26 protein-coding genes are annotated in these 25,619 nt (G+C 72.6%); 7 read left to right on the top strand and 19 right to left on the bottom strand.

Features of this window, described 5'->3' with window-relative positions; genetic code table 11:
• Positions 1–15 precede the first annotated feature (15 nt).
• On the top strand, positions 16–1,134 hold the full coding sequence (locus tag ACIBBA_RS06940; protein WP_396694546.1) for an RDD family protein: 1,119 nt from the start codon (positions 16–18) through the stop codon (positions 1,132–1,134).
• A gap of 78 nt (positions 1,135–1,212) precedes the next feature.
• Here the strand turns inward: ACIBBA_RS06940 and efeB are convergent, their stop codons facing one another.
• From efeB to efeU, 3 genes are read right to left on the bottom strand one after another with little or no spacing between them, the layout of a single operon-like run.
• Positions 1,213–2,490, bottom strand: a complete 1,278-nt coding sequence (gene efeB / locus ACIBBA_RS06935) for an iron uptake transporter deferrochelatase/peroxidase subunit (RefSeq protein WP_396694544.1) — start codon at positions 2,488–2,490, stop codon at positions 1,213–1,215.
• Positions 2,491–2,509: 19 nt separating this feature from the next.
• Entirely contained in the window at positions 2,510–3,643 is a 1,134-nt protein-coding gene (efeO, locus tag ACIBBA_RS06930; protein WP_396694542.1) for an iron uptake system protein EfeO, read from the bottom strand.
• Between the two features lie 22 nt (positions 3,644–3,665).
• A complete protein-coding gene (efeU, locus tag ACIBBA_RS06925; protein WP_396694540.1) occupies positions 3,666–4,682 on the bottom strand; it encodes an iron uptake transporter permease EfeU in 1,017 nt (338 codons plus the stop codon).
• Positions 4,683–4,905: 223 nt separating this feature from the next.
• On the opposite strand from efeU, the gene ACIBBA_RS06920 reads away from it, so the two are divergent.
• From ACIBBA_RS06920 to ACIBBA_RS06910, 3 genes are read left to right on the top strand one after another with little or no spacing between them, the layout of a single operon-like run.
• Positions 4,906–5,352 (top strand): hypothetical protein, encoded by a 447-nt coding sequence (locus tag ACIBBA_RS06920; RefSeq protein ID WP_396694538.1) that lies wholly within the window; start codon positions 4,906–4,908, stop codon positions 5,350–5,352.
• A complete protein-coding gene (locus ACIBBA_RS06915) occupies positions 5,349–6,221 on the top strand; it encodes a tetratricopeptide repeat protein (protein WP_396694535.1) in 873 nt (290 codons plus the stop codon). The genes ACIBBA_RS06920 and ACIBBA_RS06915 overlap by 4 nt, the downstream gene beginning before the upstream one ends.
• A complete protein-coding gene (locus ACIBBA_RS06910; RefSeq protein ID WP_396694533.1) occupies positions 6,218–6,373 on the top strand; it encodes a hypothetical protein in 156 nt (51 codons plus the stop codon). The genes ACIBBA_RS06915 and ACIBBA_RS06910 overlap by 4 nt, the downstream gene beginning before the upstream one ends.
• A gap of 58 nt (positions 6,374–6,431) precedes the next feature.
• On the opposite strand, the gene ahcY is transcribed toward ACIBBA_RS06910, so the two are convergent.
• The 14 genes from ahcY to ACIBBA_RS06840 form a co-directional block, all read right to left on the bottom strand.
• Positions 6,432–7,928 carry an adenosylhomocysteinase gene (gene ahcY, locus ACIBBA_RS06905; RefSeq protein WP_396694531.1) on the bottom strand — a complete coding sequence of 499 codons (1,497 nt, stop codon included), beginning with the start codon at positions 7,926–7,928 and terminating at the stop codon, positions 6,432–6,434.
• Positions 7,929–8,237: 309 nt separating this feature from the next.
• Positions 8,238–9,401, bottom strand: coding sequence for a mannose-6-phosphate isomerase, class I (gene manA / locus ACIBBA_RS06900; protein ID WP_396694529.1), 1,164 nt, complete (start codon positions 9,399–9,401; stop codon positions 8,238–8,240).
• A gap of 3 nt (positions 9,402–9,404) precedes the next feature.
• Positions 9,405–10,394 carry a cation diffusion facilitator family transporter gene (locus ACIBBA_RS06895; RefSeq protein WP_396694526.1) on the bottom strand — a complete coding sequence of 330 codons (990 nt, stop codon included), beginning with the start codon at positions 10,392–10,394 and terminating at the stop codon, positions 9,405–9,407.
• 76 nt (positions 10,395–10,470) lie between these two features.
• Positions 10,471–11,667: an SIS domain-containing protein gene (locus tag ACIBBA_RS06890; protein ID WP_396694524.1), complete on the bottom strand. Its 1,197-nt coding sequence runs from the start codon at positions 11,665–11,667 to the stop codon at positions 10,471–10,473.
• Positions 11,664–11,849: a Trm112 family protein gene (locus ACIBBA_RS06885; RefSeq protein WP_350868887.1), complete on the bottom strand. Its 186-nt coding sequence runs from the start codon at positions 11,847–11,849 to the stop codon at positions 11,664–11,666. The genes ACIBBA_RS06890 and ACIBBA_RS06885 overlap by 4 nt, the downstream gene beginning before the upstream one ends.
• A 61-nt stretch (positions 11,850–11,910) precedes the next feature.
• The gene (locus ACIBBA_RS06880; protein ID WP_396694522.1) at positions 11,911–13,296 is read right to left on the bottom strand and encodes a phosphomannomutase/phosphoglucomutase; all 1,386 of its coding nucleotides are present in this window, start codon (positions 13,294–13,296) and stop codon (positions 11,911–11,913) included.
• A gap of 69 nt (positions 13,297–13,365) precedes the next feature.
• Positions 13,366–14,523, bottom strand: coding sequence for a hypothetical protein (locus ACIBBA_RS06875; protein WP_396694520.1), 1,158 nt, complete (start codon positions 14,521–14,523; stop codon positions 13,366–13,368).
• A gap of 114 nt (positions 14,524–14,637) precedes the next feature.
• A complete protein-coding gene (locus ACIBBA_RS06870) occupies positions 14,638–15,075 on the bottom strand; it encodes a zinc ribbon domain-containing protein (protein ID WP_396694518.1) in 438 nt (145 codons plus the stop codon).
• On the bottom strand, positions 15,072–16,055 hold the full coding sequence (locus ACIBBA_RS06865; RefSeq protein ID WP_396694515.1) for a hypothetical protein: 984 nt from the start codon (positions 16,053–16,055) through the stop codon (positions 15,072–15,074). The genes ACIBBA_RS06870 and ACIBBA_RS06865 overlap by 4 nt, the downstream gene beginning before the upstream one ends.
• Complete coding sequence (locus ACIBBA_RS06860; protein WP_396694513.1) at positions 16,052–16,663, bottom strand: IS607 family transposase; 612 nt, start codon at positions 16,661–16,663, stop codon at positions 16,052–16,054. Before ACIBBA_RS06860 ends, ACIBBA_RS06865 begins: the two co-directional genes overlap by 4 nt.
• 40 nt (positions 16,664–16,703) lie before the next feature.
• Entirely contained in the window at positions 16,704–17,468 is a 765-nt protein-coding gene (nfi, locus tag ACIBBA_RS06855; RefSeq protein WP_396695174.1) for a deoxyribonuclease V, read from the bottom strand.
• Positions 17,469–17,587: 119 nt separating this feature from the next.
• Positions 17,588–18,190, bottom strand: a complete 603-nt coding sequence (locus ACIBBA_RS06850; protein ID WP_396694511.1) for a DinB family protein — start codon at positions 18,188–18,190, stop codon at positions 17,588–17,590.
• Between the two features lie 409 nt (positions 18,191–18,599).
• The gene (locus tag ACIBBA_RS06845; protein WP_396694509.1) at positions 18,600–18,830 is read right to left on the bottom strand and encodes a hypothetical protein; all 231 of its coding nucleotides are present in this window, start codon (positions 18,828–18,830) and stop codon (positions 18,600–18,602) included.
• Positions 18,831–18,834: 4 nt separating this feature from the next.
• Positions 18,835–19,284, bottom strand: a complete 450-nt coding sequence (locus tag ACIBBA_RS06840) for a YbaB/EbfC family nucleoid-associated protein (protein WP_396695172.1) — start codon at positions 19,282–19,284, stop codon at positions 18,835–18,837.
• A 42-nt stretch (positions 19,285–19,326) separates the two neighbouring features.
• Here ACIBBA_RS06840 and ACIBBA_RS06835 point away from each other — a divergent pair, with 42 nt between their 5' ends.
• Positions 19,327–20,559, top strand: coding sequence for an SUKH-3 domain-containing protein (locus tag ACIBBA_RS06835; protein WP_396694507.1), 1,233 nt, complete (start codon positions 19,327–19,329; stop codon positions 20,557–20,559).
• A gap of 28 nt (positions 20,560–20,587) precedes the next feature.
• Here ACIBBA_RS06835 and ACIBBA_RS06830 read toward each other — a convergent pair whose 3' ends face one another.
• Positions 20,588–22,027 (bottom strand): aldehyde dehydrogenase family protein, encoded by a 1,440-nt coding sequence (locus ACIBBA_RS06830; protein WP_396694505.1) that lies wholly within the window; start codon positions 22,025–22,027, stop codon positions 20,588–20,590.
• Positions 22,028–22,168: 141 nt separating this feature from the next.
• On the opposite strand from ACIBBA_RS06830, the gene ACIBBA_RS06825 reads away from it, so the two are divergent.
• Positions 22,169–23,605, top strand: a complete 1,437-nt coding sequence (locus tag ACIBBA_RS06825) for a gamma-aminobutyraldehyde dehydrogenase (RefSeq protein WP_396694503.1) — start codon at positions 22,169–22,171, stop codon at positions 23,603–23,605.
• Between the two features lie 5 nt (positions 23,606–23,610).
• Positions 23,611–24,882 (top strand): 4-aminobutyrate--2-oxoglutarate transaminase, encoded by a 1,272-nt coding sequence (gene gabT, locus ACIBBA_RS06820; RefSeq protein WP_396694501.1) that lies wholly within the window; start codon positions 23,611–23,613, stop codon positions 24,880–24,882.
• Between the two features lie 45 nt (positions 24,883–24,927).
• On the opposite strand, the gene ACIBBA_RS06815 is transcribed toward gabT, so the two are convergent.
• Complete coding sequence (locus tag ACIBBA_RS06815; RefSeq protein WP_396694499.1) at positions 24,928–25,608, bottom strand: hypothetical protein; 681 nt, start codon at positions 25,606–25,608, stop codon at positions 24,928–24,930.
• Positions 25,609–25,619 lie beyond the last annotated feature (11 nt).

Below are 25,619 nucleotides of genomic sequence, written 5' to 3'. Positions count from 1 at the left end.
GTGTTCACTGTCGGGGTGAGCGCGCAACCACCATCGCCCGCCGGCACCCGGGCAGTTGCCCGGGCGGTCGCCGAAAGCGACGCCGGGCTGGTCAGCGGCGAGGCCGTCGAGCTGGACATCCGGGCCGCCCGACTCGGTTCCCGGGTGCTCGCCCTGCTGCTCGACGTGCTGTGCCAGCTGGCTCTCGCGCTGGTGCTCGCCATGCTGGCGGGGCTCGTCTTCGCGGCCCTGCCGATCGAGCTGGTCAACGCCGCGATCACCGGTGCGACCGGCACGATCGCGCTGATCCTGGTGCTGGTCGGCTACCCCGTGCTCTTCGAGCGGTTCGCCGGCGGGCGGACCCCGGGCAAGCTCGCGGTCGGCCTGCGGGTGGTCAGCGCCGACGGAGGCCCGGTCGAGCTGCGGCAGTCACTGACCCGGGCACTGGTGGGGGTCGCCGTCGAGTGGCCCGGCCTGGTGCTGCCACTGCTCAGCTGGGTGGCCGGAGTGACGGTGATGCTGACCGACCGGCGCGGCCGTCGGCTCGGCGATCTGGTGGCCGGCACCCTGGTCATCCACACCCGCACCGCAGCCGTGTGGCGGCCCGTCCCGACCGCCGTACCGCCGCTGGTCAGCTGGGCGTACACGCTGGACCTGACCCGGCTCGACGATGAGCTGGCGCTCGCCGCCCGGCACTATCTGGCCCGGGTGCACCAGCTCGTCGAGCCGGACCGGACCCGGCTGGCCCGGGGCCTCTGGACCGAGGTGGCCGCGGTGACCACCCCACCCCCGCCGCTGGCCGCGTCGGAGACCGTCTACCTGGCCGCGGTCCTCGGCGAGCGGCACCGCCGGGCGATGCACCGGATGCGCCGTACCCGGGCGGCAACCGCGGCGCTCTGGCCGGAGCTGATGCCCACCCCGCCAGCCGAGCCGATCCGCCCGGCCGCGCCGGAGGCGGCCGCGCCGGCCGCAAAGCCACCGGCGCCACCGGCCCAGGCCGGCCCGCCGCTGCTGCGGCCGTCGACCACCTCCGCGCCGCCGACCCAGGCCGGCCCCGTGGTGGTACGCCCGCCGACCACTCCTGCGCCACCGACCCAGGCCGGCCCCGCGGTGGTACGCCCCGCGAGCGCGACCGCCGAGCGACCCGGCACCTGAGCCACGGGTGCGCGGCCCCGCCCCATTTCCGGGGCAGGTCGACAGCGTCCAGCCACCCCACCTCAGCGGGGGCAGGGCTCAGGCGAAGAGCGTCCGCCCCCAGTGGTCGCCGCCGTCCCGGACCCCGGGCGGGCAGGCGAAGAGGCCGCTGGAGACGTGCCGCAGGTACTCGTTCAGCACGTCGTGCCGGGCCAACTGGGTCTGGATCGGAATGAACTGCTTGCGCGGGTCGCGCTGGTAGGCGATGAAGAAGAGCCCGGCGTCCAGCCGGCCCAGGCCGTCCGAGCCGTCCACGAAGTTGTAGCCACGGCGCAGCAGGTGCGCGCCGTTGTTCCGGCTGGGGTGCGCCAGCGTGACGTGCGCGTGCTCGGCGATCCGCGGCTGGCCGTCCTCGCCCTTCGCGGCGAAGTCCGGCTCCTCGAACTCGTCCCGCTGCCCGAGCGGCGCGCCACTGCCCTTGGCCCGGCCGATGATCTCCTCCTGCTCGGCCAGCGAGGTCCGGTCCCAGGTCTCGACCAACATCCGGACCTTGCGGGTGACCAGGTACGACCCACCGGTCATCCACTCCGGCCCGTCGCCCGCCGGCACCCAGAGCTGGTCGGCGAGCAGGTCGCCGTCCTCGGCCTTGAGGTTGGCGGTGCCGTCCTTGAAACCGAAGAGGTTGCGCGGGGTGGCCTGGTCACGGGACGTGGACGAGGTCCGACCGAAGCCGAGCTGTGACCAGCGCACGCTCACCACGCCCATGCCGATCCGGGCCAGGTTGCGGATCGCGTGCACCGCCACCTGCGGGTCGTTGGCGCACGCCTGGACGCAGAGGTCGCCGCCGGAGATCTGCGGCTGCAACGCGTCACCGGGGAACCGGGGCAGGTCGGCCAGGGCGGCGGGGCGCCGGTCGGCGATGCCGAACCGGTCCCGGCCCTGGGCGTCCCGGAAGAGCGTCGGCCCGAAGCCGATGGTCAACGTGAGCTGCGACGGCGGCAGGCCGAGCGCCTCACCGGTGTCGTCCGGTGGCGCCTCCGGAATGCCGCCGACCGCGCCGAGCACACCGGCGTCCCGGCCGGCGGTCATCCGGGCGGCGGCCGCCGTCCACTCCTGGAGCAGCTCGACCAGGCGGGCCCGGTCCTTGGTGATGACGTCGAACGAGACGAAGTGCAGCCGGTCCTGGGCCGGCGTGACGATGCCGGCCTGGTGTTCGCCGTGGAACGGCACCGCGCCCGCGGCGTGGTCGCTGGCCGCGGCGTGCTCCGCCGGGCCACGGGTCAGCGCGCCAGCGCCGACCGCGACTCCGGCGACACCGGCCACCCCGGCGCCGGCGAGCGTGATCGCTCGGCGCCGGGACACCCTGCTTCCGCTCATCGACTCCCCCTGTCCAGGATCACCGGGCGACGACCGCGGCGACCTTGCTGATCGGCTCGGCGAGCGCGTTGATGCCGTCGGAGAGCTCCTTGAGCTCGGCCTTGCTCAACGCGGTGTGCAGCTTCCAGCCGTCGCCCGCCCGGTGCTTGCCGAGCAGCGCCTCGACGTTGGCGAACTCGCTGTCGAGCTGCTTGACCAGGTCGGGCGAGCGCTGCTCCAGCGCGGGCCGGAGGGCGGAGATGGCCGCCTTCGAGCCCTCCAGGTTGGCGCTGAAGTCCCAGAGGTCGGTGTGCGAGTAGCGGTCCTCCTCGCCGGTGATCTTGCCGGTGGCCACCTCGTCGAGCAGTTCCTTGGCACCGTTGGCGAGCTGGAGCGGGGAGAGCTTCTCGGCGTTGGCCTTGCTCACGATCTCCTTGACGTCGACCAGCAGCCGGTCGGCGATCGGGCCGTCCTTGCTGATGTCGCCGGTGGTCCAGAGGTCCTTCTCGATCCGGTGGAAGCCGGTGAACTCCATTCCCTCCTCGATGACCTCCTCGCGGCCATCGATCTTGGGGTCGAGGTCGCCGAAGATCTCGGCGACCGGCTCGATCCGCTCCCAGTAGGTCCGGGCGACCGGGAAGAGCTCCTTGGCCTTCGCCACGTCCCCGCCCTTGACCGCGCCGACGAACTCCTCGGTCTTCTCCAGCAGGGCGGTCGTCTGGCTCTTGACGTAGCGCTGGTAGCTCTCGGCGGCACCGGCCAGCGCGGCGTCCTCGGTCAACGGCGCGGCCGATCCGCTGACCTTCAACGCGCCCCGGATGCCCTTGCCGCTCATCCCGGGCTTGCAGGCCGTCTCGTACGTGCCGGCGGGCAGCTCAACGTGCAGCTCACGGCTGAGTCCGGGGGCGATGTTCTCCACCTCGCCCATGACCCGGTCGCCGCTCGCGTAGACGTAGAACTCGGTCACCTTGCCGCCCGAGTTCGTGATCTTGAAGGTGGCCGTCCCGGCGTTCAGATCGGTGTCGCCGACGTCGCAGGCGGTGTCACTGGCCTTGACCACGATCGGGCCACCGGCTGCGGCCGGGCCCCCCTCGTCGCTGTCGGAGCACGCGGTGACGCCGGCTGCGGCCAGCACGCCGACGGCGGCCAGCGCCAGGAAACGGGTGGTACGCATCTGTTGAGTTCTCCTCGTCGGGTCAGGCACGGTGCGGCGCGGACGCCGGCTCGTCGGTGTCGGCCTCGGTCCGGGTGCCCGTTGCGGGCGCGGCCTCGCTGTCGGCGCCGGCCCGCGGCGCGGCCTCACTGCGGGCGCCCGCCGTCAGCGCGGCGTCGCTGCCGGTGCTCGCCTGCGGCGCGGCGTCGCTGTCGGTGCTCGTCTGCGGGGCGGGCCTGGGGGCGGTCGCGGTCGCCCGGCGGGCCGGGCGCAGGAAGAGCACCAGGACCGGCACCGCGTAGGCGACCCAGGCGATCGTCTCGAGCACCGTGGGCGCGGCGGTGATGTTGAACATCCCGGCCAGCAGGGCCGCGTACCAGGTGCTGGGGTCGAGCACGGTGGTGATGTCGAAGGCCAGGTTGTTCAGGCCGGGCAGGACGCCGGCCTCCTGGAAGTCGTGCACGCCGTACTTGAGGATGCCGGCGGCGACCAGGATCAGCAACGCGCCGGTCCAGGTGAAGAAGCGGGACAGGTTGATCCTCAGGGCGCTGGCGTAGAGCAGTCCGCCGATCACCACGGCGGTGGCGATGCCGCCGATCAGCGCGAGCAGCGGTCCGGTGTCGCCGGCCGCGCCCTGGGCCGCCGAGTAGAAGATGAGCGCCGTCTCCAGCCCCTCCCGGATCACCGCGAGGAAGGCCATCCCGGCCACCGCGAGGGAGCCGACCGCGAGCGCTTCGCTCAGCTTGCCGCGCAGCTCGCCGGCGATGGACCGGGCCGCCCGTCGCATCCAGAAGATCATCCAGGTGACGAACACGACGGCCGCGACGGAGGTCACCGCCTCGAACAGCTCGCGGTCCTCGGAGCGGGCCAGCAGCGTGGTGGAGGTGTACTCGATCAGCCAGCCGAAGAGCACCGAGAGCGCCACCGCCAGGCCCACGCCGGCCCACACCTGGGGCAGCCGGTCCCGGCGCTGCGACTTCACGAGGAACGCGACCAGGATGCTGACCACCAGGGTCGCTTCCAGGCCCTCGCGCAGGCCGATCAGATAGGTGGCGAACATCGGAGCTCCGCGTCGTTAGGTACGCCTCAGCTAACTTAGGGCAGCCACACCTTCCTCCTGATCAGAGGGGCTCGTCAAGTCGTTCATGAGCAACACCACCCGTCCGCGCGACCACTGACGGCTGCCGCTGACGGAGGCCGCTCAAGTGGCCGGTCGCGGGCGGGCGGCGAGCCGGTCGGCTGTGGCAGGATCCGGCACGGCCCCTACCGCAGACAGGACGACCGTGCCCGACGATCTGTTCACCCCCACCATCGCGCCGGCCGACTACCAGACGAAACGCAAGCCGTGGCGCCCGCAGTCGCTGCTGGTGCCGGCGATCCTCGGCGGACCGACCGCGGTCACCGTGCTCGCGCTCCTCAATGGCGCCCGGCTAGGCCTTACCCGCCGGGCGGTGCTGACCGTGCTCGGCGCCGGTCTGGCCGCGCTGATCGCCCGGATCGTGGTCACCGTGACGCTGCTCCCCGATGCCAACGCCCGGCCGGCCCGGCTGGTCGGGTCGCTCGCCGGCGCGCTGGTCTGGCTGGCCGTCTCGGCCACCCAGAAGACCCGGTTCCGGGCGTACGAGCTGCGCGGCGGCGAACCGGCGTCGCTCTGGCTGCCCGGCATCGCCGCGATCCTGCTCCTCGGCTTCCTCGAGGGCGCGCTGGTCCTGCTGGTCGATCGCGGATGACCGCACCCGACCTGGCGCTCTCCCGGGCCGCCCACCTGCTCGAGGTGAACCGGGCCGACGCCGCCCTGGAGGAACTCGCCCGACTTCCCGCCGACGTCGCCCTCGGCGCGCCCGCCTTCCGACTGCGCGCTGCCGCCCTCACCGACCTCGACCGGTGGGACGACGTGGTGGCCACCGCCCGGCAGGGGCTGGCCGAGCTCGGGCCGGACGCCGAGCTGCTCGGCCGCCTCGGCCTGGCGCTGCGACACCGCGGCGAGTACGCCCCGGCCGAACAGGCGCTGCTCGACGGGCTGGCCATCGCCCCCGAGAGCCCCTGGCTGCTCTGCCAGTACGCCGACCTCTGCACGGCGGTGGGCCAGACCGACAAGGCGGAACAGCTGCTCGCCCGGGCCGCCGCGCTCGCCCCGGAGTCGCCGGCGGTGTTCGCGTCCCGCTTCCAGTTGGCGTACACCCGGGGCGACGACCGGGCGACGGAGCAGATCGCCCGGGAGTTCCTCGGTGTCTGGCCGGAGCACCCGGCGGCGCTCGCGCTGCACGGCCTGGCCGCCGCCCAGCGCGGCCGGATGGATGCCGCGCACCGGTCCTTCGGGCAGGCGGTGGCGCATGATCCGGCGGACGTGGACGCCGCCAACGCCGCCTGGGAGGCCCGGGTGCTGGCCCACCCGCTGCTGCTGCCGCTCCGCCCGCTGCACCGGTGGGGGATGTTGCGCACCTGGCTGGTCGCGGTGACCGTGATGGTCGGGCTCAACCTGGCCGGGCTGGATCTGCTCGCCGGGCTGGCCGGCCTGCTCTGGATCGCCTACTGCGTCTACTCGTGGACGGCCCCCGCCCTGGTCCGCCGGCTGGTACGCGGACGGTGGCGCTCGTGAAGGGCTTCGGGCCGTGGCTGGCGGTCCTCGCGGTGGTCCTCCTGCTGAGCGCGCTGCGGCTGCGGGCGCTGGCGACCGCGGTGTCGCTGGCCTGGCTCGCCTGGTGCGTCTGGACCTGGATCCGCCCCCGGCGCCGCTCCGGCCCGCACTGATCGGCCGGATACGACGAACGGGCCGACCGCACCAGCGGCCGGCCCGTTCGGACGTCGATCAGTAGCGGTAGTGCTCGGGCTTGAAGGGGCCGTCGACCGAGACGCCGAGGTAGTCGGCCTGCTCCTTCGAGAGCGTGCTCAGCTTGGCGCCGAGCGCGTCGAGGTGCAGCCGGGCGACCTTCTCGTCCAGCGCCTTCGGCAGCACGTAGACGCCGATCGGGTAGTCCTCGGTCTTCGTGAACAGCTCGATCTGGGCGATCGTCTGGTTCGAGAACGAGTTCGACATGACGAAGCTCGGGTGCCCGGTGGCGTTGCCCAGGTTCAGCAGCCGGCCCTCGGAGAGCACGATGATCGCGTGGCCGTCGTCGAAGCGCCAGAGGTCGACCTGCGGCTTGATGTTCTCCCGCGTGACGTCCGAGCGCTTGGCCAGGCCGGCCATGTCGATCTCGTTGTCGAAGTGGCCGATGTTGCCGACGATGGCCTGGTGCTTCATCCGGGCCATGTGCTCGTTGGTGATGACGTCGTAGCAGCCGGTCGCGGTGACGAAGATGTCGGCCTGCTCGACCACGTCGTCCAGGGTGGCGACCTGGTAGCCGTCCATCGCGGCCTGGAGCGCGCAGATCGGGTCGACCTCGGTCACCACGACCCGGGCGCCCTGGCCGCGCAGCGACTCGGCGCAGCCCTTGCCCACGTCGCCGTAGCCGAGCACGACGGCCATCTTGCCGCCGATCAGCACGTCGGTGGCCCGGTTGATGCCGTCGATCAGCGAGTGCCGGCAGCCGTACTTGTTGTCGAACTTGCTCTTGGTCACCGCGTCGTTGACGTTGATGGCCGGGAAGAGCAGCGTGCCGGCGCGGTGCATCTCGTAGAGACGGTGCACGCCGGTGGTGGTCTCCTCGGTGACGCCCTTGATGGTGGAGGCGACCCGGGTCCAACGCTGACCGTCCTCGGCGAGCGTGCGGTGCAGCAGGCCCAGGATGACCGCGTACTCCTCGGAGTCGGCGGACTCGACCGGCGGCACGACGCCCGCCTTCTCGAACTCGACGCCCTTGTGGACCAGCAGGGTCGCGTCGCCGCCGTCGTCGAGGATCATGTTCGGGCCCTGGCCGTCCGGCCAGGTGAGCACCTGCTCGGTGCACCACCAGTACTCCTCGAGCGTCTCGCCCTTCCAGGCGTAGACCGGGACACCGGCCGGCGCGTCCGGCGTGCCCTCCGGCCCGACCGCGATCGCCGCGGCGGCGTGGTCCTGGGTGGAGAAGATGTTGCAGGACGCCCAACGGACCTGCGCGCCGAGCGCGACCAGGGTCTCGATGAGGACGGCCGTCTGGATGGTCATGTGCAGCGAACCGGTGATCCGGGCGCCGGCCAGCGGCTGGGCGTCGGCGAACTCACGGCGGATCGCCATCAGGCCGGGCATCTCGTGCTCGGCGAGCCGGATCTCCTTGCGCCCGAACTCGGCGAGCGACAGATCCGCCACCTTGTAGTCGCCCTCGGCGACGGTGCTCGGCCGGGCCTCGGACGGCGTCCCGCTGGACGCCGGGAGGGTGCTGGTCATGAAAGCTCCTGTCGGACGATGTGCTGCGCGACCCTCCACCTTACGCGCGCCGAGCCGCGGTGGCCCGGCCGGTCGTCGACGCGGGGCCCGGTGGCGGACAGCGCACGGGGCGGTCGGTTGTGAACGGTCTCCCGCCCACCACCCGGCCGCCCCGTGCATCCCCCCGGTTTGGTTCCCCGCACGTTCTCGGACCGTCGTCGCGATAACGCTGCGTACTCATAGAGTCACACTGCGCGAGCTACCCGTCAAGCTATTTCGGGAAAGTCGGACTTGCCGCTACGGCGGCGACTGCTGCGATGGCTGCGGTGTTCAGTGCAGGCCGGAGGAGGCGACGTACGCCTCGCCGGACCCACTGATCCGCACCGGACCGCCCGACGCGCCACCGATCGCCGCCTGGCCCGAGGCGAGCGTCAACGCGCCCGACCCGTCGTCCACCGTCACCGAGCCACTCGCGCAGAGCACCACCCGGGGACCGGCCACCGTCAGCTCCGCCGCCGGCACCTCGGTGCCCACCGTGACCCGGTGCAGCGCGAAGTCGTCCACCGGCACCGGCCAGCAGTCCACCCCGGGGCTCACCCGATGGGCCGCACTCACCGGCTCGTCGAGCACCTCGAAGCGCAGCACCCGCAGCAGCTCGTCGACGTCCACCCGCTTCGGCGTCAGACCGCCGCGCAGCACGTTGTCACTGGCCGCCATGATCTCCACGCCGGTGCCGCGCAGGTAGGCGTGCAGATTGCCGGCCGGCATCCAGATCGCCTCACCGGGCTCCAGCCGCACGTGGTTCAGCAGTAGCGCGACCAGCACCCCCGGGTCGGCCGGGTAGCTGGCGGCCAGCTCACGCGCCAACGCCGCGTCCGGCCCGTCGGCCGGCGCCGCGACCACCGCCGCCACCAGCCCGGCCCGCTCCTGCTGCGGCCAGGTCAACAGCGTGCGTACCGCCGTGCGCAGCCCCGCGGTGCCGGAGCGCAGCGCGGCCACGACCGGCTGCAGCGCCGGTACGCCGAACGCGGCGAGAGCCGCCGCGGACGCCGCCGGGTCGCGGAAACCGCAGAGCGCCTCGAAATCCGAGAGCGCGACCAACAGCTCCGGCTTGGGATACGGGTCGACGTAGTTGCGCTCCCCGGCCGGGCGCGCCAGGTCGGCGGCGTGCCCGGCCCGGGCCTGCTTGGCGTCCGGGTGGGCCTGCAGGCTCAGCGCCGCATCGGCGGCGAGCACCTTGAGCAGGAACGGCAGCCGGGGGCCGAACCGGTTGACGGCCCGGTCGCCGAGCCAGACTTCCGGCTCGGCGGCCAGCACGTCGGTCAGGCTCACCCGAGCGCCCGCGCGCTCGATCGAGGCCGGGGCGCCCGGGTGCGCGCCGAGCCAGAGTTCCGCCTCGGGTCCGTCGCTCGGCACCGGACGCCCCTGCAGGGCGGCGATGGCGGAGCGGGAACCCCAGGCGTAGTCCCGGATCGGGCCGTGTAGCAGTTCCACCTGTCAGCTCCCGGGCCGTCCGGCCGCCTCGTCCGACGCGTCCTGCGGTGCGGCGGACTCGTTGCCCTCGCGGGCGGCGTCGGCACGGTAGATGTCCGGCTCCAGGTAGATGACCCGGGCGGTCGGCACCGCGGCGCGGATCCGCGCCTCGACGGCGTCGATGCCGGCCGCCAACTCCTCGGCGGTCTCGCACTGCGCCACGCCGATCTTCGCCGCGACCATCAGCTCCTCCGGCCCGAGGTAGAGCGTCTTCATGTGGATGATCCGCTCGACCTCGGGGCCGTCGGTCACGGCCCGTTCGATGGCGGCCAGGTCGTGCGCCTCCGCGCCCTCACCGAGCAGCAGGCTCTTGGTCTCGATGGCGAGCACCACGGCGATGGTCACCAGCAGCACGCCGATCATCGCGGTGCCGGCCGCGTCCCACTCACCGTTGCCGGTGACCAGCGTCATGCTGACGCCGAAGAGGGCGAAGACCAGACCGACCAGCGCGCCGAAGTCCTCCAGCAGCACCACCGGCAGCTCGGGGGCCTTGGCCCGGCGGATGAACTTCACCCACGACTGGTTGCCCCGGATGTGGTTGGACTCCTTGATCGCCGTCCGGAAGGAGAACGACTCCATCACGATCGCCACCACCAGCACGGTCACCGGCACCCACTGCCAGGATTCGATTCCGTGCGGGTCGTGCCACTTGTGGTACGCCTCGTAGAGCGCGAACAGCCCACCGACGCTGAACAGCACGATGGAGACGATGAAGGCATAGATGTAGCGCTCCCGGCCGTAGCCGAACGGGTGCTGCGGGGTGGCCTCCCGCTTGGCCCGCTTGCCGCCGAGCAGGAGCAGGCCCTGGTTGCCCGAGTCGGCGACCGAGTGGATCGCCTCCGCCAGCATCGACGAGGAGCTGGTCAGCAGGAACGCGACGAACTTGGTGATGGCGATGCCGACGTTGGCCAGCAGGGCGGCGACGATCGCCTTGTTCCCGCCGCTGGCGCTCACGCCTCCGCTCCGCTTCGCTGCACGGCGGCGCGAGACGCCGCGCTGCTGAGCCGGCCGGTTCGCTCACTGCGTTCGCTCACTGGTTCGACAGCTCCTTCATCTCGGTGATGGCCGGTACCGCCATCGGGTCCAGCCCGTGGGCCAGGGCAAGGTAGATCGAGGCGAAGTCCGGGACGGCGATCAGCGAGGCGAGCCGCTCCAGCGCGGAGCCGCCCTCGGCGGTCACCACGTCACAGCGCACCCCCCGCCGCTCGGCCAGCGTCTGCACCGCCTCCGCGCGGCGCTCCTCGACCGCCAGCGGCTCGTCGTGGTCGTCCTCCGCGTTGAGTCCGCCGTCGCGCAACAGCACCAGCCGTAGCCGGGTCGCGTCGCTGGCGTCCTCGTCGGGGTCGGAGAAGATGTCCCGCTCCCCCTCGACCAGGCCGCCGAAGACGCCGTCGAGCAGCCCCACCCGCCCCCGGCCGGCCTCGCCCAGCGCCCCGGTCACCACCGGGTAGCGGGCGTTGGCCGAGAGGGTGTCGCCGAACCTGCGGGCCGCGACCGTGGCCAGCGGCGACGAGCCCCAGACGATCGGAATGGAGCCGGACAGGCCGAGGGCGAGCGACTTGGCCGGGTTGACGAAGGACTCCGCGGTGGGCCGGCTCCGGTCGGCGTCCGCGTCCAGCCGGGCCGCCGTCTCGGCGAGGTCCGCCTCGTTGACCTTGACCAGCCCGAGCGAACGGGCGGCGAGCAGCACCGGGACGGTGAGCGCCCAGAGGCTGGCCCGGGCCGGCGCGCGCCGGGGCACCGGGATGAAGGGGGCACGGGCCCGCTCGGCGACCGACTGCAGCTGCGAGTCGGGCGCGCCGACCGCGACCAGTCGGGCACCCCGCCGGTGCGCCGCCTCGGCGGCACCCAACGCCTCGGGACTGCGACCGGAGGCGCTCACCGCGATGACCACGTCGGCGGCGCCGACCCAGCCGGGCACGCCGGCGCTGCGGTGCGCGATGACCGGCACCGGGCAGCGCGGTCCGGCAACCGTGGCGAGCACGTCCCCGGTGCGTCCGGCGGTGCCGATACCGGCGATCACCACGGCCCGGGGCCGCCCGTCGTCGGCGAGCACCCCGAGGTTCGCCTCGGCGGCCAGTGCCGCCGACTCGCGTACCTGCGCGCCGGCCGAGGCGGTGTGCCGCAGCATGCCGCCCGGGTCGCGCTCGGCCAGCGCGGCGGCGTCGTCGAGCAGGGCCTCGTCGGCGTTGCGGTTACCGCTGACCCCGGCCGTACCGTCGATCACGGCTGCTGCCCCGGACCGCCGCGCGCCTCGTCCAGCAGCAGCACCGGCACGTCGTCGCGGACCTCGAAGATCCGGCCGCACTCCGTGCAGGTCAGCGTCTGCGCCGCTGCGTCGTAGTCGAGCGGTGCGTGGTGCGTGTCCGGACAGGCCAGTATCTCGAGCAACTGCGGATCCAGGGCCACGGCGCGGCTCCTTCCACGTGTGCGGCTTCAGCCGTCGGCGGTGCCGGCGGCGCAGGCGATCTTATCGGCGAACCCGGTCGAGCACCTCGTCGCGGAGAGAGATCATCCGCGCTTGGGTGGGCGCCTCGACGTTGAGCCGCAGCAGCGGCTCGGTGTTGGAGGCACGCAGGTTGAACCACGCGCCGTCCGGGAAGCGAAGGGTTAGCCCGTCCATCTCGTCGGCCTCGGCGTCCGGGTAGGCGGCCCGTACGTCGCGCACCGTGCCGGCCTGGTCGGCGACCGTCGAGTTGATCTCACCGGAGGCGACGTAACGCTCGTACTCGCCGGCCAGCACCGAGAGCGGGAGCGACTGCTCGCCGAGCGCGGCAAGGGTGTGCATGGCGGCGAGCATGCCGGTGTCGGCGAACCAGAAGTCCCGGAAGTAGTAGTGCGCCGAGTGCTCACCACCGAAGATCGCGTTGGTGCGGGCCATCTCCGCCTTGATGAAGGAGTGCCCCACCCGGGCGACCACCGGCTCTCCGCCGTGCTCGCGGATGATCTCCGGGACGGCGCTGGAGGTGATCAGGCCGTGGATGACGGTGGAACCGGGGTGCTTGGCCAGCTCCCGGGCGGCGACCAGGGCGGTGATCGCCGACGGCGAGACCGGCTCGCCCCGCTCGTCGACCACGAAGCAGCGATCGGCGTCGCCGTCGAAGGCCAGCCCGATCTCCGCGCCGTGCTCGACCACCGCCCGCTGGAGGTCGACCAGGTTCGCCGGGTCCAGCGGGTTGGCTTCGTGGTTGGGGAAGCTGCCGTCCAGCTCGAAGTAGAGCGGCACGATCTCCAGCGGCAACGGCGCCAGCGCGGCGTCGCCGAGCACGCTCGGCACCGTGAAGCCGCCCATTCCGTTGCCGGCGTCGACCACCACCCGCAGCGGCCGGATACCCGAGAGGTCGACCAACTTACGCAGGTACGCCGCGTAGTCGGGGAGCATGTCCCGGCGCTCGACCGGGCGGTGCGGCTCGCCGGCCGGGCGGGACTCGCCCTTGTCCAGCAGCGCCTGGGCCCGGTCGCGGATCTCCGCGAGCCCGCTGTCCTGCCCGATGGGCCGGGCGCCGGACCGGCACATCTTGATGCCGTTGTACTGAGCCGGGTTGTGGCTGGCGGTGAACATCGCCCCGGGCAGGTTGAGCGTGCCGGAGGCGAAGTAGAGCAGGTCGGTGGAGGCGAGGCCGATCTCGATGACCGAGCGGCCCTCGGCGCGGACGCCGGCGGCGAACGCGGCGGCCAGTCCGGGCGAGGTTTCCCGCATGTCGTAGCCGATGACGACGGCGTCGCCGGGCTCGTCGGTGGCGTTGAGCAGCTGGGTGAAGGCGGCTCCGAGGGCTTCGGCGGCCCGCTCGTCCCACTGGTCCGGCACCGTCCCTCGGACGTCGTACGCCTTCACAACCTGGGACAGATCAGACACCGGTTCTACTCCTTGGGTGCAGGTCGGCAAGCACCCTGAGCGTATCGGAGCGCACCGGCTACGCCTCGCTCAGCCGGGGAGCCGGGGCATGAAGACCGTGTGGTCGCCCCCCTCGGCCGGCGGCGGACCGCCCGGAAGCCCGGGTGCCGGCGGCGCCGAACTCGGGGCAGCCGGCGAACCGGTCGGCGCGGCGGGGTCGGGCTGGGCGGGGATCCGGGCACCCGGCTGCCCGGGCAGCGCACGGGTCGGGTCCGGCAGGCCTGCCGGCGGAGCGCCGTAGACCCCACCGTCCGATGCGGCGGCCGGCGGAGCACCGTAGACGCCGCCGCCCGACCGCGGGGGTGGCGCGCCGTACGTCCCGCCGGGGGCGGGCGGCTGACCGTACACCTGGCTGGGCCTGCCGGGCGCGGCCGAGGGGCCACCGGCGGAGCGGTAGGTGGTGCCACCCGGGTTGCCCGGCAACGGCATGCCCGGCTCGTCGGCCGAGGCCTTGTCCGCCCGGGAGCGTCGGACCAGGAAGACGATCAGCAACGCCCCGACGGCGACCAGGGCGATGCCGAAGAACATCACCGGGGAGAGGCCGCCGGACTTCTCGGCGGCGGTGGTGTCGGGGCCGCCGGCCGGTCCGGCCAGCGCCGCCGGGGTCGTGCCGGCGTCGGCGGCCGCGGCGGTGGCCACCGGGCTCGGCGTGGGCGACGGCTTCTTCGACGGGGTCGGAGAGGCGCTGGCGCGCTTGTTGACCACCCGGGACGAGGCGGCGCCCCGGCCGAGCTCCCGCCCGGTCGCGGTGGTCGCCTCGCCGATCACGGTGAGCCGACCGTCCGGAGCGCCGGCCGCGAAGCCGACCCGGTACCGGACAGTGATGCCCTTGCCCTTGCAGAGCGTCGGTTTCGCCGGCGAGGTCTGTTGCGTGGTCACCGCGCCGTCGCCGCCGCCCAGGGGCACCGGGAACCAGCGTCCGCCGTAGCTGACCTGCACCGTGACCTGGTTCGCGGCGAGACCGGAGAGGCGCAGCCCGAGCGAGGTACGCAGCATCACGCAGCCGTCGGTGCGCTTGCGCACCTCCACATTCACCCCCTGGGCGGAGCCGCCGGCGGCGAAACTGCTGGCGGAACGCACCCGCACTGAGTCGTCGTCGGCCTGCGCCGGTGACGCGCCGAGCGCGACCAGGCCGCCCAGCAACGCGCAGACCGTCGCGAACCGCGCCGCGTGCCGACGTACCGCCATGATCACCTCGCCGTCTCTCCGCCCCGGGGTGGGGTCCGCCGGTCAGGCTACTACCGCCCCACCTGGCTCACCGGTCATAGAGCGCCCCGGATGTGCGCCGCATTACCCTGCTTCCTACTTTTTGCTCGTTGCTGAGCGGTTCGGATAGTTCGCTCTCCGCTTAGCCGTGGCTGGGCTGGAGTCCTGGACCGGCAGTCTGGTCCGGTGGCGATCGGTCCGTTCCTGCAAGATCTGCTTCACCCGGGGGTGCGGGGTGCGCAGGGCGATGTCGGGGTCGCCGGCTCGGTGCAGGATGTTGATCGCGGCGTTCATGTCGGCCTGCCACACCACCCTGCACGAGGTGCAGTGAAGCCGGTCCCCGCTGCGTCGGCCGAGGCAGCCGCAGCGGTGACAGGCTTGTGAGGTGTAGGCGGCGTTGACATGCACGAGCGCAGAACCTCTGCGCTCCGACACGCTTGCTAGGGCCTCGGCGGTGACCCCTCTGGTCCACGCGGCGAGGCGCCTGTTCGCGTTCTTGCCGAGCGGTCTGCGCCCGGCGAAACTCTTGGTCAATCCTCGGCGACCACGGTGGCAGCCTTGTCGACGACCCGGTGCACGGCGGTGAAAACTTCCGTGCGGACCCGCGCCTGATGCCTGACGGCCTGGCGGTCCCTCTTCACCGTGCCGAGGTTGTTGACGTTAATCCTGGCCGCTTTCGCGTGGTCTCCGCGACGGGCGGCGTTGTTGGCGATCGAGCGCAGTTTCGCCCGACGCCGGTTGCGTTCCTTCAACCGGTCCGACTCGTTAGTCAGCAGTCCGCCGAGGCGGGTGCCGTGGTGTTCCCCGTCGGAGTCGGTCAAGGCTTCGGTGTAGCCCTTGTCGACGCCGACAGCCCGACTGCCGCATGGCCGCTGCGACGATCGCATCTGTGACGCGTCGATCTGGTAATGCACCTCGGCCCGGGCACCGCGCAGGATCAGCCGGAGCGTGCCGGTCGGGGCGACGGTGGTGGACAGTGGGATCTTGACCATCTTGCGGCGTTCGAGGCCGGGGACGGCGAGCCACAGCCGGCCGCGCCCGTCAACGACAGTGTTGTGCTGGTCGGCACGCACGACAATCTGACCGTGGGTGCGGTTGCGGCCACGCTTCCAGTGCTTGCGCACCTGTCGCGCGAGGAACACATCGTCGGCCCACCGGTTGCTCTTCAGCGCGGTAAACAGCCGCTTCCGTTCGGCGGGGTCGTCGGTGTGCCTGTTGATCGCCCGGCGGACCTGGACCTTGGCTGAGGCCAGGTTCGCCGCGATGTCGTCGACGGCGTCGCGGACGGTCTCCTTCCAGGCGTTGGCCAGCACACCGAACTGCTTGTGCGTCCCGGCCGCCAGCCAGGCGTCGCGAACCTGGCGATCTTTCAGTCCGGATCCCACCCCGTTGACCGAGCCGTACCGCTGCCAAATCTCACTGCGCACCCGGCCCAACCGCCGAGCCTGCTCGGCCAGCGCGGCGTACTTACCCGGGTTCAGCCGATCCGAGTAGGCGATGCGGGTGACCTTCACTGGTCGCCGCCGCGCAGCTCGTCCTTGAGTGTCTTCTCGTAACGCCGCAGCCCGTACAACCGGCCGGAGAAGCTGTGCACGATCGCCAACATGTCCTCGACCAACTCCTGCCGGGGAGAGAGGGACTCCTGGTTGGCGACCAGGATCTCGCAGCCGTTGCGGGCGGCGACGTGCTCCAGGTAGTCGTACCCGAATCGGACCAACCGGTCCTCATGGGCCACGACCAGAGTCGACACCTCTCCCCGGTCGACGCCGTCCATGATGGCCAGGAACTTCTTGCGGCGCAGGTCCATACCGCCACCGACCTCGCTGACCCACTCGTCAACAGCAAGCCCGCGGGCGCGGCAGAACTGCTCCATCGCGGCAACCTGCAAGGCGAGATCAGCCTTCTGACCAGGGGAGGAGACACGGCAATACACCACCGTCCGCCGCGCACTCTCGTCAAAACCGGGCTGGAGCACGCGCCGCACGTCCGTGTCGTCGAAGTACCGCTGACCGGTCGGCGTCCTTCGAGGCGAGATCCGACCCTCGACCTCCCACCTGCGCACGGTGCTCACCGAGCGCCCGATGCGCTCGGCGAACTCGCCGATCCGGTACACCCTGCTCACCACGGTCAACTCTAGGCAGGTGTGAGCAGGTAGTCCAGCACTAGTCGGTTGCTCCCAGCGGCTCCTCCACTCCGGCGTCCGCCCGGTCCCGCCCAGCGGCTCCCCGGTCGGCGGCATCGTGGGTGGCGGCCTTTTGTGCGGCGGCGAGGGCGTCGCGGCACAACCGGTCGGCGGCGCGGGTGGTCTCCGGCAGCCGGTAGTGGGGGGTCAACGCGAGTACCTGGTCGGTGGCGTTCGCCAGGCTCATCCGGTGCCCGACGCTGACGAAGACCGGCTTCACCCCGGCGCGCGTCCGCAACACCCGACCCACCACCTCGTCGCCGTAGCGCAGCGGCGACCAGGCACCCCGATCAGCCGCCGGCGGTGTCCAGGCACCGATCAGCGGCGTCTTCCCGACCCCGATCGCCGGCAGACCGCTGACCACGCCCAGGTGACAGGCGAGCCCGAACCGGCGTGGGTGAGCCAGCCCGTGCCCGTCGCAGACCAGCAGGTCGGGCCGGGTGCTCAGCCGGTCCAGCGCGGCGAGCAGCGCGGGCAGCTCCCGGAAGGCGAAGAGCCCCGGGACATACCCGAAGGCGGGCCGCCCGACGCTCACCGCCTCGTCGACGACGTCGAGCGTGCGGGCGTCGAGCACGGTCACGGCCGCGGCCAGGAGGTCATTGCTCTCGGCGTACGCGACATCCAGCCCGGCCACCGTCGCGGGCGCGGCCGGGCCGGGCCCCACCAGATCGACCCTGGGGCGCAACTCCTCCTGTACGGCGATCGCCTCCGCCACGCTGCGCGGCCCGCCGCGACCCGCCGTCACGGCTGCCCGGCTCGCCTCCGGCGGCTGGCTCTGCGGGTGGTTCACCGAGGCCGGCTCCCGCCGGGGTCGATCGGCGGCCGGAATCGCGGCGTCGCAGGTCACGATGGCCTACCCGAGCCCTACTGGCCGATCCGGCCGTCGATTAGCTCGCGGAGAAGATCGGCGTGGCCGTTGTGCCGGGCGTACTCCTCGATCATGTGGACCAGCAGCTCGCGCAGCGAGATCTCGCTGCCGTGGCGCGTACGCCCCCGAGCGCCGAGGTCCGCCGTTTCGTCTACCAGCCGTTCCGCGAACTCCACCTCCGCTCGCCAGTTCCGCCACGCCTCGGTCACCACGTCAGGGTCCGCCACCGCACCGTTGAAGTCCGCGTCCGGATCGCTCTCGGTGGAGTAAATCTTCGGCGCCTCCTCGCCGGCCATCACCCGGCGGAACCAGCCGCGCTCCACCTCGGCCATGTGCCGGATCAGCCCGAGCAGCGACAACGTCGACGGAGGCACGGCGCGCCGGGCCAACGCCTCGGCGTCCAGGTCGGCGCACTTCAACTTCAACGTGAGCCGCTGGTCGCGGAGATATCCGGCGAGAATCGTCCGCTCGTCGTCGAAGCCGCCCTCGGAGCGAGGGTCCTCGTCGGGGTGCACGAACATGTTCGACCAGGCGAAGCCCGGGGCGGAGGCACCGTCTCCAGGCTTGTCGTTGGCGTTGTCAGCGGGCGAATCAGCCATACCAGCGACCCTGCTCGACGCCCGGCGGCCCCCGCAAGCTTTTTCTACTGCTCCGGCTCAGCCGTGAGGAACGGATCGGCTGCCGGGTCACCGCCGCGTTGAAGTTCCTCCTCGAACATCACGAAGGTCTTCCGCCTGATGCCACGAATCAGGGCGATCTCCGTCTGCGTCGCCGAACAAGCCGAGAGCCAAACGGTCTAAGGCAGGCCCAGGCCTGGCGGCCCTCCCACGCGGGCCTTTACCCCCGCCCTGCACGGCCCGCATCTTGGTAGCAGGCTCATTGGGGCCTCCGCCAGTCAGCGCGGGTGGCGCCGCGGGTCGGCGATCCGGTCAAGCCGCCCGCCGGCGGCGGCGTCGGTCTCCAGGTTGACGTCGACCGAACGCACCACGTCGGCGCCGAGGCCGGTGGTCACCGGCCGGCCCCGTCCCAGGCCCGCAGGACGGTCTCCTCCGCTCCGCGGTAGACCCGCTCGAACGTCGCCCCGATGTCGTCCCGGCCCCACGGGCGCTGCCCGCTCGCCGCCGCGATCCCGCCGCCGACCTGGGCGCGCCGCGCGGTCACCGCCTCGCCGGCGAGGCAGAGGTCGGCACCCCCGCGCCGGGCCCGGCCGGGGTCGAGCCAGAGCTGCCCGTCGGCCACGTCGTCACCTGCCCTGGCCGAGGCTGGTGTCGGCCCGGCTCAGCAGCGCGTTGAAGTCACCGGTGCGGAGGAACTCCATCGAGCCCGATCCGGCGGGCAGGTAGCCGGCCACCACATCCTGGGTGGCGGTCGCCACGGCGGCGTTCGCCCGCCGCACGGTCTCGGTGATCGTCCGGCTCAGCGCCGCGGCGTCCCGGTCGCCGTAGACGGCGGGATGCAGCTCCACCGCGATCAGCTCGCCCCGGGGCCCTACGGTCGCGCTCACCCGACCGTCGGCTGAGCGTTCTGTCACCCGAAGCTCGGCCAGTCGCCCGCGCAGTTCGTCCAAACCGGACCTGAGCTGCTGGTACTGCCCGTACACCTCGTCGAACCGCGCCCGAAGGCGCTGATTCCCTTCCCGGTCAAGGCTTTCCGCCACGCCGCCCTCCCCGTCACCGTGTGTAGGGCGAACCATACCGGGCGCCACGAAATCCGTGGGGTCCGGTAGTTTCGATGCGTGATCGACCGTGAACAGGCCGAGCAACTCGCCGCTGTCTGGGCCCGTCGCGATTCGCAACGCCTGGGCTACGAGTGCACCCCGATCGTCGCCGAGTTCGACCTCGGCTTCGTCATCTCGTCCACGGTGTCCGGTCAGGCCCGGACGCTGCCGGGTGACCTGCCGACGACGGTGGTCGACCGGGAAACCGGCGAGGTGACCACCTGGCCCCGGGTGCCGCCCGCCGCGGTCGAGGAGATGTACCGGCGCACCCGCCCGGCCGGGCCGACCCCGCCGCGTACCGTCGATCCGGCCAGCCAGGTGCTCCGGGAGATCCGCCGGCTGCCAACCCCGGCCGCCACCGCGCACCTGAACGTCGCCGGCCGGCTGTTCCGGGCCCAGGGCGCGAAGGGCGACGTGCGGCTGCGGCACCATCCCCTGGTCCGCCGCTACCTGGACGAGCTTCCCCCGGGTCACCTGATCCGCGGTGGGGACCGGCACGCCGAGTTGATCGTGGTCTCCGACGTGCTGCACGAGTACGACCACCGCCGCGCCGCCGAGGGCATCGCGCCGATGGGCATGGGCGACGCCGAGACGCTGCTCGGTGCGGCCCGCTTCGAGGTGTTCCGGGTTCGTGAGCCGGACGACCCCGCCGGCGGTGCGGCCGAGCGCCCCTGCGACTCGTGCCTGAACTTCCTGGTCTTCTTCAACGTCTTCTCCTGGGCGGAGTTGGCGTTCACCACCGTGTGGCGGCCCGAGTCGCGTCCGCCGCACCACCCCGGGCGCTTCCCCGCCGAGGTGGGCGACGCGCTGATGGACGCGGGCTGGGAGGACAGCATCTTCAACTCGGCGCTGGCGACCGGCGCGATCGGGGAGACCTGCGAGATCGTCGGCCGGCAGCACCAGCACGAGGTGTTTCCCGCCGCCGTACGGGCGATCACCACCTTCCCGGCGCTGGCGAGCCGCCGGCGCGGGCCGGGCGAGCAGGTCTGGATCAACCGGTTCACCACCAACCCGCTGCACGGCGCGCACAGCGCCGACGTCCTGGCCGACTTCGGCGCCGTGCTGGGTGTGCGGCTCTTCCCGTTCGGCTCCGAGCACGGCGACAGCATCTTCGCCGTCGACGAGCGGGGCCGGGTCTTCGCGCTGGACCAGGCCGGCGAGTGGTTCCTGGGCGCGGACGTCGACGAGGCGCTGACCACCCTGCTGCTCGGCCGCGCGCCGGCCCGGGTCCGCGACGACGGCACCTGGTGACGAGGCCGCAGACCGCCGCGCCGAGGGGCTAGAGCCGCAGGCCGGTGAGGACCATGACGCGGGGCTCGGTGTAGTCGTCCATGGCGCTGCGCAGCCCCTCACGCCCGACGCCGCTGCCCTTCACGCCGCCGTACGGCATTTGGTCGGCCCGGTAGGACGGGACGTCCCCGACGATCACCCCGCCCACCTCGAGCACCCGACCGGCGAGGAACGCGGTCTGGATGTCGTGGGTGAAGACGCCCGCCTGCAACCCGTACGCGGAGTCGTTGACCGCGGCGAACGCGGCCTGGTCGTCGGTGACCGGGGCGACCACCAGCACCGGCCCGAAGACCTCCTCGGCGACGACCTTGGCGTCGGTCGGCACCCCGGTGAGCACGGTCGGCGGATACGTCGCACCGTCGCGCCGGCCGCCGACCTCGATGGTCGCGCCGGCCGCCGCAGCCTCGTCCACCCAGGCCTCGACCCGGCGCGCGGCGTCCTCCGAGACCAGCGGCCCCACGTCGGTGCGCTCGTCGGTCGGGTCGCCGGTGCGCAGCTCCTGCACCGCGGCGACCAGCCGCGGCAGGAAGCCGTCGTAGATCCATTCGTGCACGTAGACCCGCTGCACGGCGATGCACGACTGCCCGGCCTGGTAGTTCGCGAAGGTGGCGATCCGCTGCGCGGCGAAGGTCAGGTCCTCGTCCGAGGTCCAGTCCGCGCAGATCACCGCGGCCGCGTTGCCGCCCAGTTCCAGGGTGACGTGCTTCTCGGGCACCGAGCGGCGGATCGCCGCGCCGACCGGGCCGGAACCGGTGAACGAGACCACCGGCAGCCGTGGGTCGGTGACCAGCTCGGCGGCGCGCTCGTTGGGCAGCGGCAGCACCGAGAACATGCCCGGCGGCAGGTCGGTCTCGGCGAGCAGCTCGCCCAGGAGCAGCGCGGAGAGCGGGGTGGCCGGCGCGGGCTTGACGATGATCGGCGCACCGACCGCGATCGCCGGAGCCACCTTGTGCGCCACCAGGTTGAGCGGGAAGTTGAACGGCGCGATCCCCAGCACGGGGCCACGGGGCGCGCGCCGGACCAGCGCGATCCGTCCGCCCGCGGCCGGGTCGGTGTCGAGGCGTTGCAGTTCGCCGGAGAACCGCCGGGCCTCCTCGGCGGCCCAGCGGAAGGTGGAGACGGCTCGACCGACCTCGGCGCGGGCCCACTTCAAGGGTTTGCCGTTCTCGGCGGTGATCAGTGCGGCGACTTCCTCGGCCCGCTCGGCGAGCCGCCGCGACACGTGGTCCAGGGCCGCCGCGCGGGCGTGCGCGGGCAGGGCCGCGGCCTCGGCGGCCACCTCGGCCGCCGCCGCGACGGCGGTCTCGACCTGGTCGGGCGTGGCCAGGGTGGTACGCCCCACCACCCGGCCGTCGTACGGGTGGTGGACGGTCAGGTCGCCCTCACCGTGAACGGGGCGACCGGCGACGTAGCAGGCTCTCGGCTCCACGTGCGCAGCGTAGACGACGGCATCGGCTCACGGAAACAGTCGCCCAAGGCCTTGTCTGCCGCGAATTCAGTAGCGAAGATGGCAGTCAGATTGCGATAACCTCCGCTGACCTCATCCTCGGCCACCCCTCGGAGACTCCTCATGAGTGACCAGCAGCAGCTGCGCAACTTCGTCAACGGCCAGTACGTCGACCCGGTGGACGGCGGGTACGCCGACCTGGTCGACCCGTGCACCGGTGAGGTCTTCGCGCAGGCGCCGGTCTCCGGCGCGGCCGACGTTGACGCGGCGATGAAGGCCGCCGCCGGCGCCTTCGAGGGCTGGCGGGACGCCACCCCGGCCGAGCGGCAGAAGGCGCTGCTCAAGCTCGCCGACGCGGTCGAGGCCCGGGCCGCCGACCTGGTCGACGCGGAGGTCCGCAACACCGGCAAGCCGCGTCAGTTGACCGCCGAGGAGGAACTGCCGCCGTCGGTGGACCAGTTCCGCTTCTTCGCCGGGGCGGCCCGGATGCTGGAGGGCCGGTCGGCCGGCGAGTACATGGCCGGGCACACCTCGTACGTGCGGCGCGAGCCGATTGGGGTCTGCGCCCAGGTCACGCCCTGGAACTACCCGCTGATGATGGCGGTCTGGAAGATCGCCCCGGCGCTGGCCGCCGGCAACACGGTGGTGCTCAAGCCGTCGGACACCACGCCGGTGTCGACGCTGCTGCTGGCCGAGATCGCCGCCGAGTTCTTCCCGCCGGGCGTGTTCAACGTGGTCTGCGGCGACCGGGACACCGGCCGTACCCTCGTCTCCCACCCGACCCCGCAACTGGTGTCGATCACCGGCTCGACCCGCGCCGGCATGGAGGTGGCCTCCGCCGCCGCCCCCGACCTGAAGCGCACCCACCTGGAACTGGGCGGCAAGGCCCCGGTGGTGATCTTCGACGACGCGGATCTGGCGGCGGCGGCCGAGGCGATCGCGGTCGGCGGCTACTTCAACGCCGGGCAGGACTGCACCGCGGCGACCCGGGTGCTGGCCGGCCCCGGCATCCACGACGACTTCGTGGCGGCGCTGGCCGAGCAGGCCCGCAACACGAAGACCGGCGCACCGGACGACGCCGACGTGCTCTACGGCCCGCTGAACAACGCCAACCAGTTGACCCGGGTCAGCGGCTTCGTGGACCGGCTCCCCGACCACGCCGCGATCCAGGCCGGCGGCTCCCGGGTGGGCGAGCGCGGCTACTTCTACTCCCCGACCGTCGTCTCCGGCCTGCGGCAGCAGGACGAGATCATCCAGGACGAGGTTTTCGGGCCGGTCATCACCGTGCAGCGCTTCTCCGACGAGGACGAGGCGGTGCGCTGGGCGAACGGCGTGGACTACGGCCTGTCGGCGTCGGTCTGGACCAGGGACCACGGCCGGGCGATGCGGATGACCCGCCGGCTCGACTTCGGCTGCGTCTGGGTCAACACGCACATCCCGTTCGTCTCCGAGATGCCGCACGGCGGCTTCAAGCACTCCGGCCACGGCAAGGACCTCTCGGTCTACAGCCTGGAGGACTACACCCGGATCAAGCACGTCATGCACAACATCGAGGGCTGACACCTATGACGACTTCTGACGAGCTGCACAAACGGCGTGGGGGCGCGGTGGCCCGGGGGGTCGGCAGCGTCATCCCGTCCTACGTGGACTCCGCTGCTGGCGGCACGATCACCGACGTCGACGGGCGCGAGTGGATCGACTTCGCCGCCGGCATCGCGGTCACCAACGTCGGCAACTCGGCCCCGAAGGTGGTCGAGGCGGTGCGGGCGCAGGTGGAACGCTTCACCCACACCTGCTTCATGGTCGCGCCGTACGAGTCGTACGTGGCGGTCTGCGAACAGCTCAACGCGCTGACGCCGGGCGGGTTCGAGAAGCGGTCGGCGCTGTTCAACTCGGGTGCCGAGGCGGTGGAGAACGCCGTGAAGATCGCCCGGCACGCCACCGGGCGGCCGGCGGTGGTGGTCTTCGACCACGCGTACCACGGCCGGACCAACCTGACCATGGCGTTGACCGCGAAGAACATGCCCTACAAGCACCGGTTCGGGCCGTTCGCCGGAGAGATCTACCGGGTGCCGATGTCGTACCCGCTGCGCGACGGTGGGCTGGACGGCGCGACGGCCGCGGCCCGGGCGATCGAGCTGGTCGAGAAGCAGGTCGGCGCGGAGAACGTGGCCGCGCTGCTGATCGAGCCGATCCAGGGCGAGGGCGGCTTCGTCGTACCGGCGCCGGGGTTCCTGCCCGCGCTGCGCCAGTGGGCGACGGCCGCCGGGGTGGTCTTCGTCGCCGACGAGATCCAGACTGGGTTCTGCCGCACCGGCGACTGGTTCGCCTGCCAGCACGAGGGCGTCGAGCCCGACCTGATCACCCTGGCCAAGGGGATCGCCGGCGGGCTGCCGCTGGCCGCGGTGACAGGCCGCGTCGAGCTGATGGACGCGGTGCACGTCGGCGGCCTCGGCGGCACGTACGGCGGCAACCCCATCGCCTGCGCCGCCGCCCTGGCCAGCATCGAGACCATGCACGAGCTGGACCTGGCGGCCGCGGCCCGGCGGATCGAGTCGGTGCTGGCCCCTCGGCTGCGGGCGATCGCCGAGCGGGACGCGCGGGTCGCCGAGGTACGCGGGCGCGGGGCGATGCTCGCCGTGGAGCTGGTGCAGCCGGGCACCCTCACCCCGGATCCGGCCGCCACCGCGTCGGTGTCGGCGGCCTGTCACGCCGCCGGCCTGCTCACCCTCACCTGCGGCACGTACGGCAACGTGCTGCGCTTCCTGCCCCCGTTGGTGATCTCCGACGCCGAGCTGACCCGGGGTCTGGACATCCTCGACGCCGCTTTCGGCTGAGCCGGCAGCAGGGGCCCGCATCCGGGCCCCTGCTTCCCGCCTCCGTCAGCGCAGCACCTCGACGGTGTTGCGGCGGACCAGGTTCTTGCCCGGCTCCCGGATCTGCTCCATCGCGGCGTCGTTGAGCAGCACACAGCTGCCCGACGGGCCCGTCACCGTCACCGTGGTCGCCTTGTTGTTGTCCAGGTTGGTCACCCGCAGCCGGGTGCCCGCCGGGAAGCGGTCGCTGGTCGCCGCCGGCGCCGCCCCGCTCTCGGCGAAGAAGGTGATCGCCCCCGAGCAGGCCGAGCGGGGGGCCGGACCGGGCGCGCCGGGCGACGCCGCACCGGGTCGGACCGAGCCGTCCGGCTGCGCCGGGGCGGGCTGGGCGGCGGCGTCGTCCACCCGCTCCACCACGTTGCGGCGGATGACGTTCTTGCCCGGCTCGCGGACCAGTTCCATCGCGGCGGCGTTGAGCAGCACGCAGCTGCCCGACGGGCCGGTCACCGTCACCGTGGCCGCCCGGTTGTTGTCCAGATTGGTCACCCGCAGCCGGGTGCCCACCGGAAACCGGTCGCTGGTCGCCGCCGGCGCCCCGCCCTCGGCCGAGAAGGTCACCGACCCCTGGCACACCGAGGCCCGTGCCGGTGCGGTGTCCGCGAACCCGAGGCCGGTGCCCACCGCCACGGCCGCCACGGCGGCCACCGCCACACCAGCCGCCAGCACGTGCTTGCGCTGCACCTTCACCGTTGTCTCCC

Origin of the sequence: Micromonospora sp. NPDC051006, from assembly GCF_044456245.1 — a bacterium.
GTDB lineage: Bacteria > Actinomycetota > Actinomycetes > Mycobacteriales > Micromonosporaceae > Micromonospora.
This window is presented reverse-complemented; position numbering and strand designations above follow the sequence as displayed.

What these genes read in the sequence shown, in the direction of transcription:
- efeO (WP_396694542.1), bottom strand. Translation starts at nt 3,643, where the DNA reads ATGCGTACCACCCGTTTCCTGGCGCTGGCCGCCGTCGGCGTGCTGGCC.
- ahcY (WP_396694531.1), bottom strand. Translation starts at nt 7,928, where the DNA reads ATGACCAGCACCCTCCCGGCGTCCAGCGGGACGCCGTCCGAGGCCCGG.
- ACIBBA_RS06915 (WP_396694535.1), top strand. Translation starts at nt 5,349, where the DNA reads ATGACCGCACCCGACCTGGCGCTCTCCCGGGCCGCCCACCTGCTCGAG.
- ACIBBA_RS06875 (WP_396694520.1), bottom strand. Translation starts at nt 14,523, where the DNA reads ATGGCGGTACGTCGGCACGCGGCGCGGTTCGCGACGGTCTGCGCGTTG.
- efeB (WP_396694544.1), bottom strand. Translation starts at nt 2,490, where the DNA reads ATGAGCGGAAGCAGGGTGTCCCGGCGCCGAGCGATCACGCTCGCCGGC.
- efeU (WP_396694540.1), bottom strand. Translation starts at nt 4,682, where the DNA reads ATGTTCGCCACCTATCTGATCGGCCTGCGCGAGGGCCTGGAAGCGACC.
- ACIBBA_RS06840 (WP_396695172.1), bottom strand. Translation starts at nt 19,284, where the DNA reads ATGGTTCGCCCTACACACGGTGACGGGGAGGGCGGCGTGGCGGAAAGC.
- ACIBBA_RS06850 (WP_396694511.1), bottom strand. Translation starts at nt 18,190, where the DNA reads ATGGCTGATTCGCCCGCTGACAACGCCAACGACAAGCCTGGAGACGGT.
- gabT (WP_396694501.1), top strand. Translation starts at nt 23,611, where the DNA reads ATGACGACTTCTGACGAGCTGCACAAACGGCGTGGGGGCGCGGTGGCC.
- ACIBBA_RS06825 (WP_396694503.1), top strand. Translation starts at nt 22,169, where the DNA reads ATGAGTGACCAGCAGCAGCTGCGCAACTTCGTCAACGGCCAGTACGTC.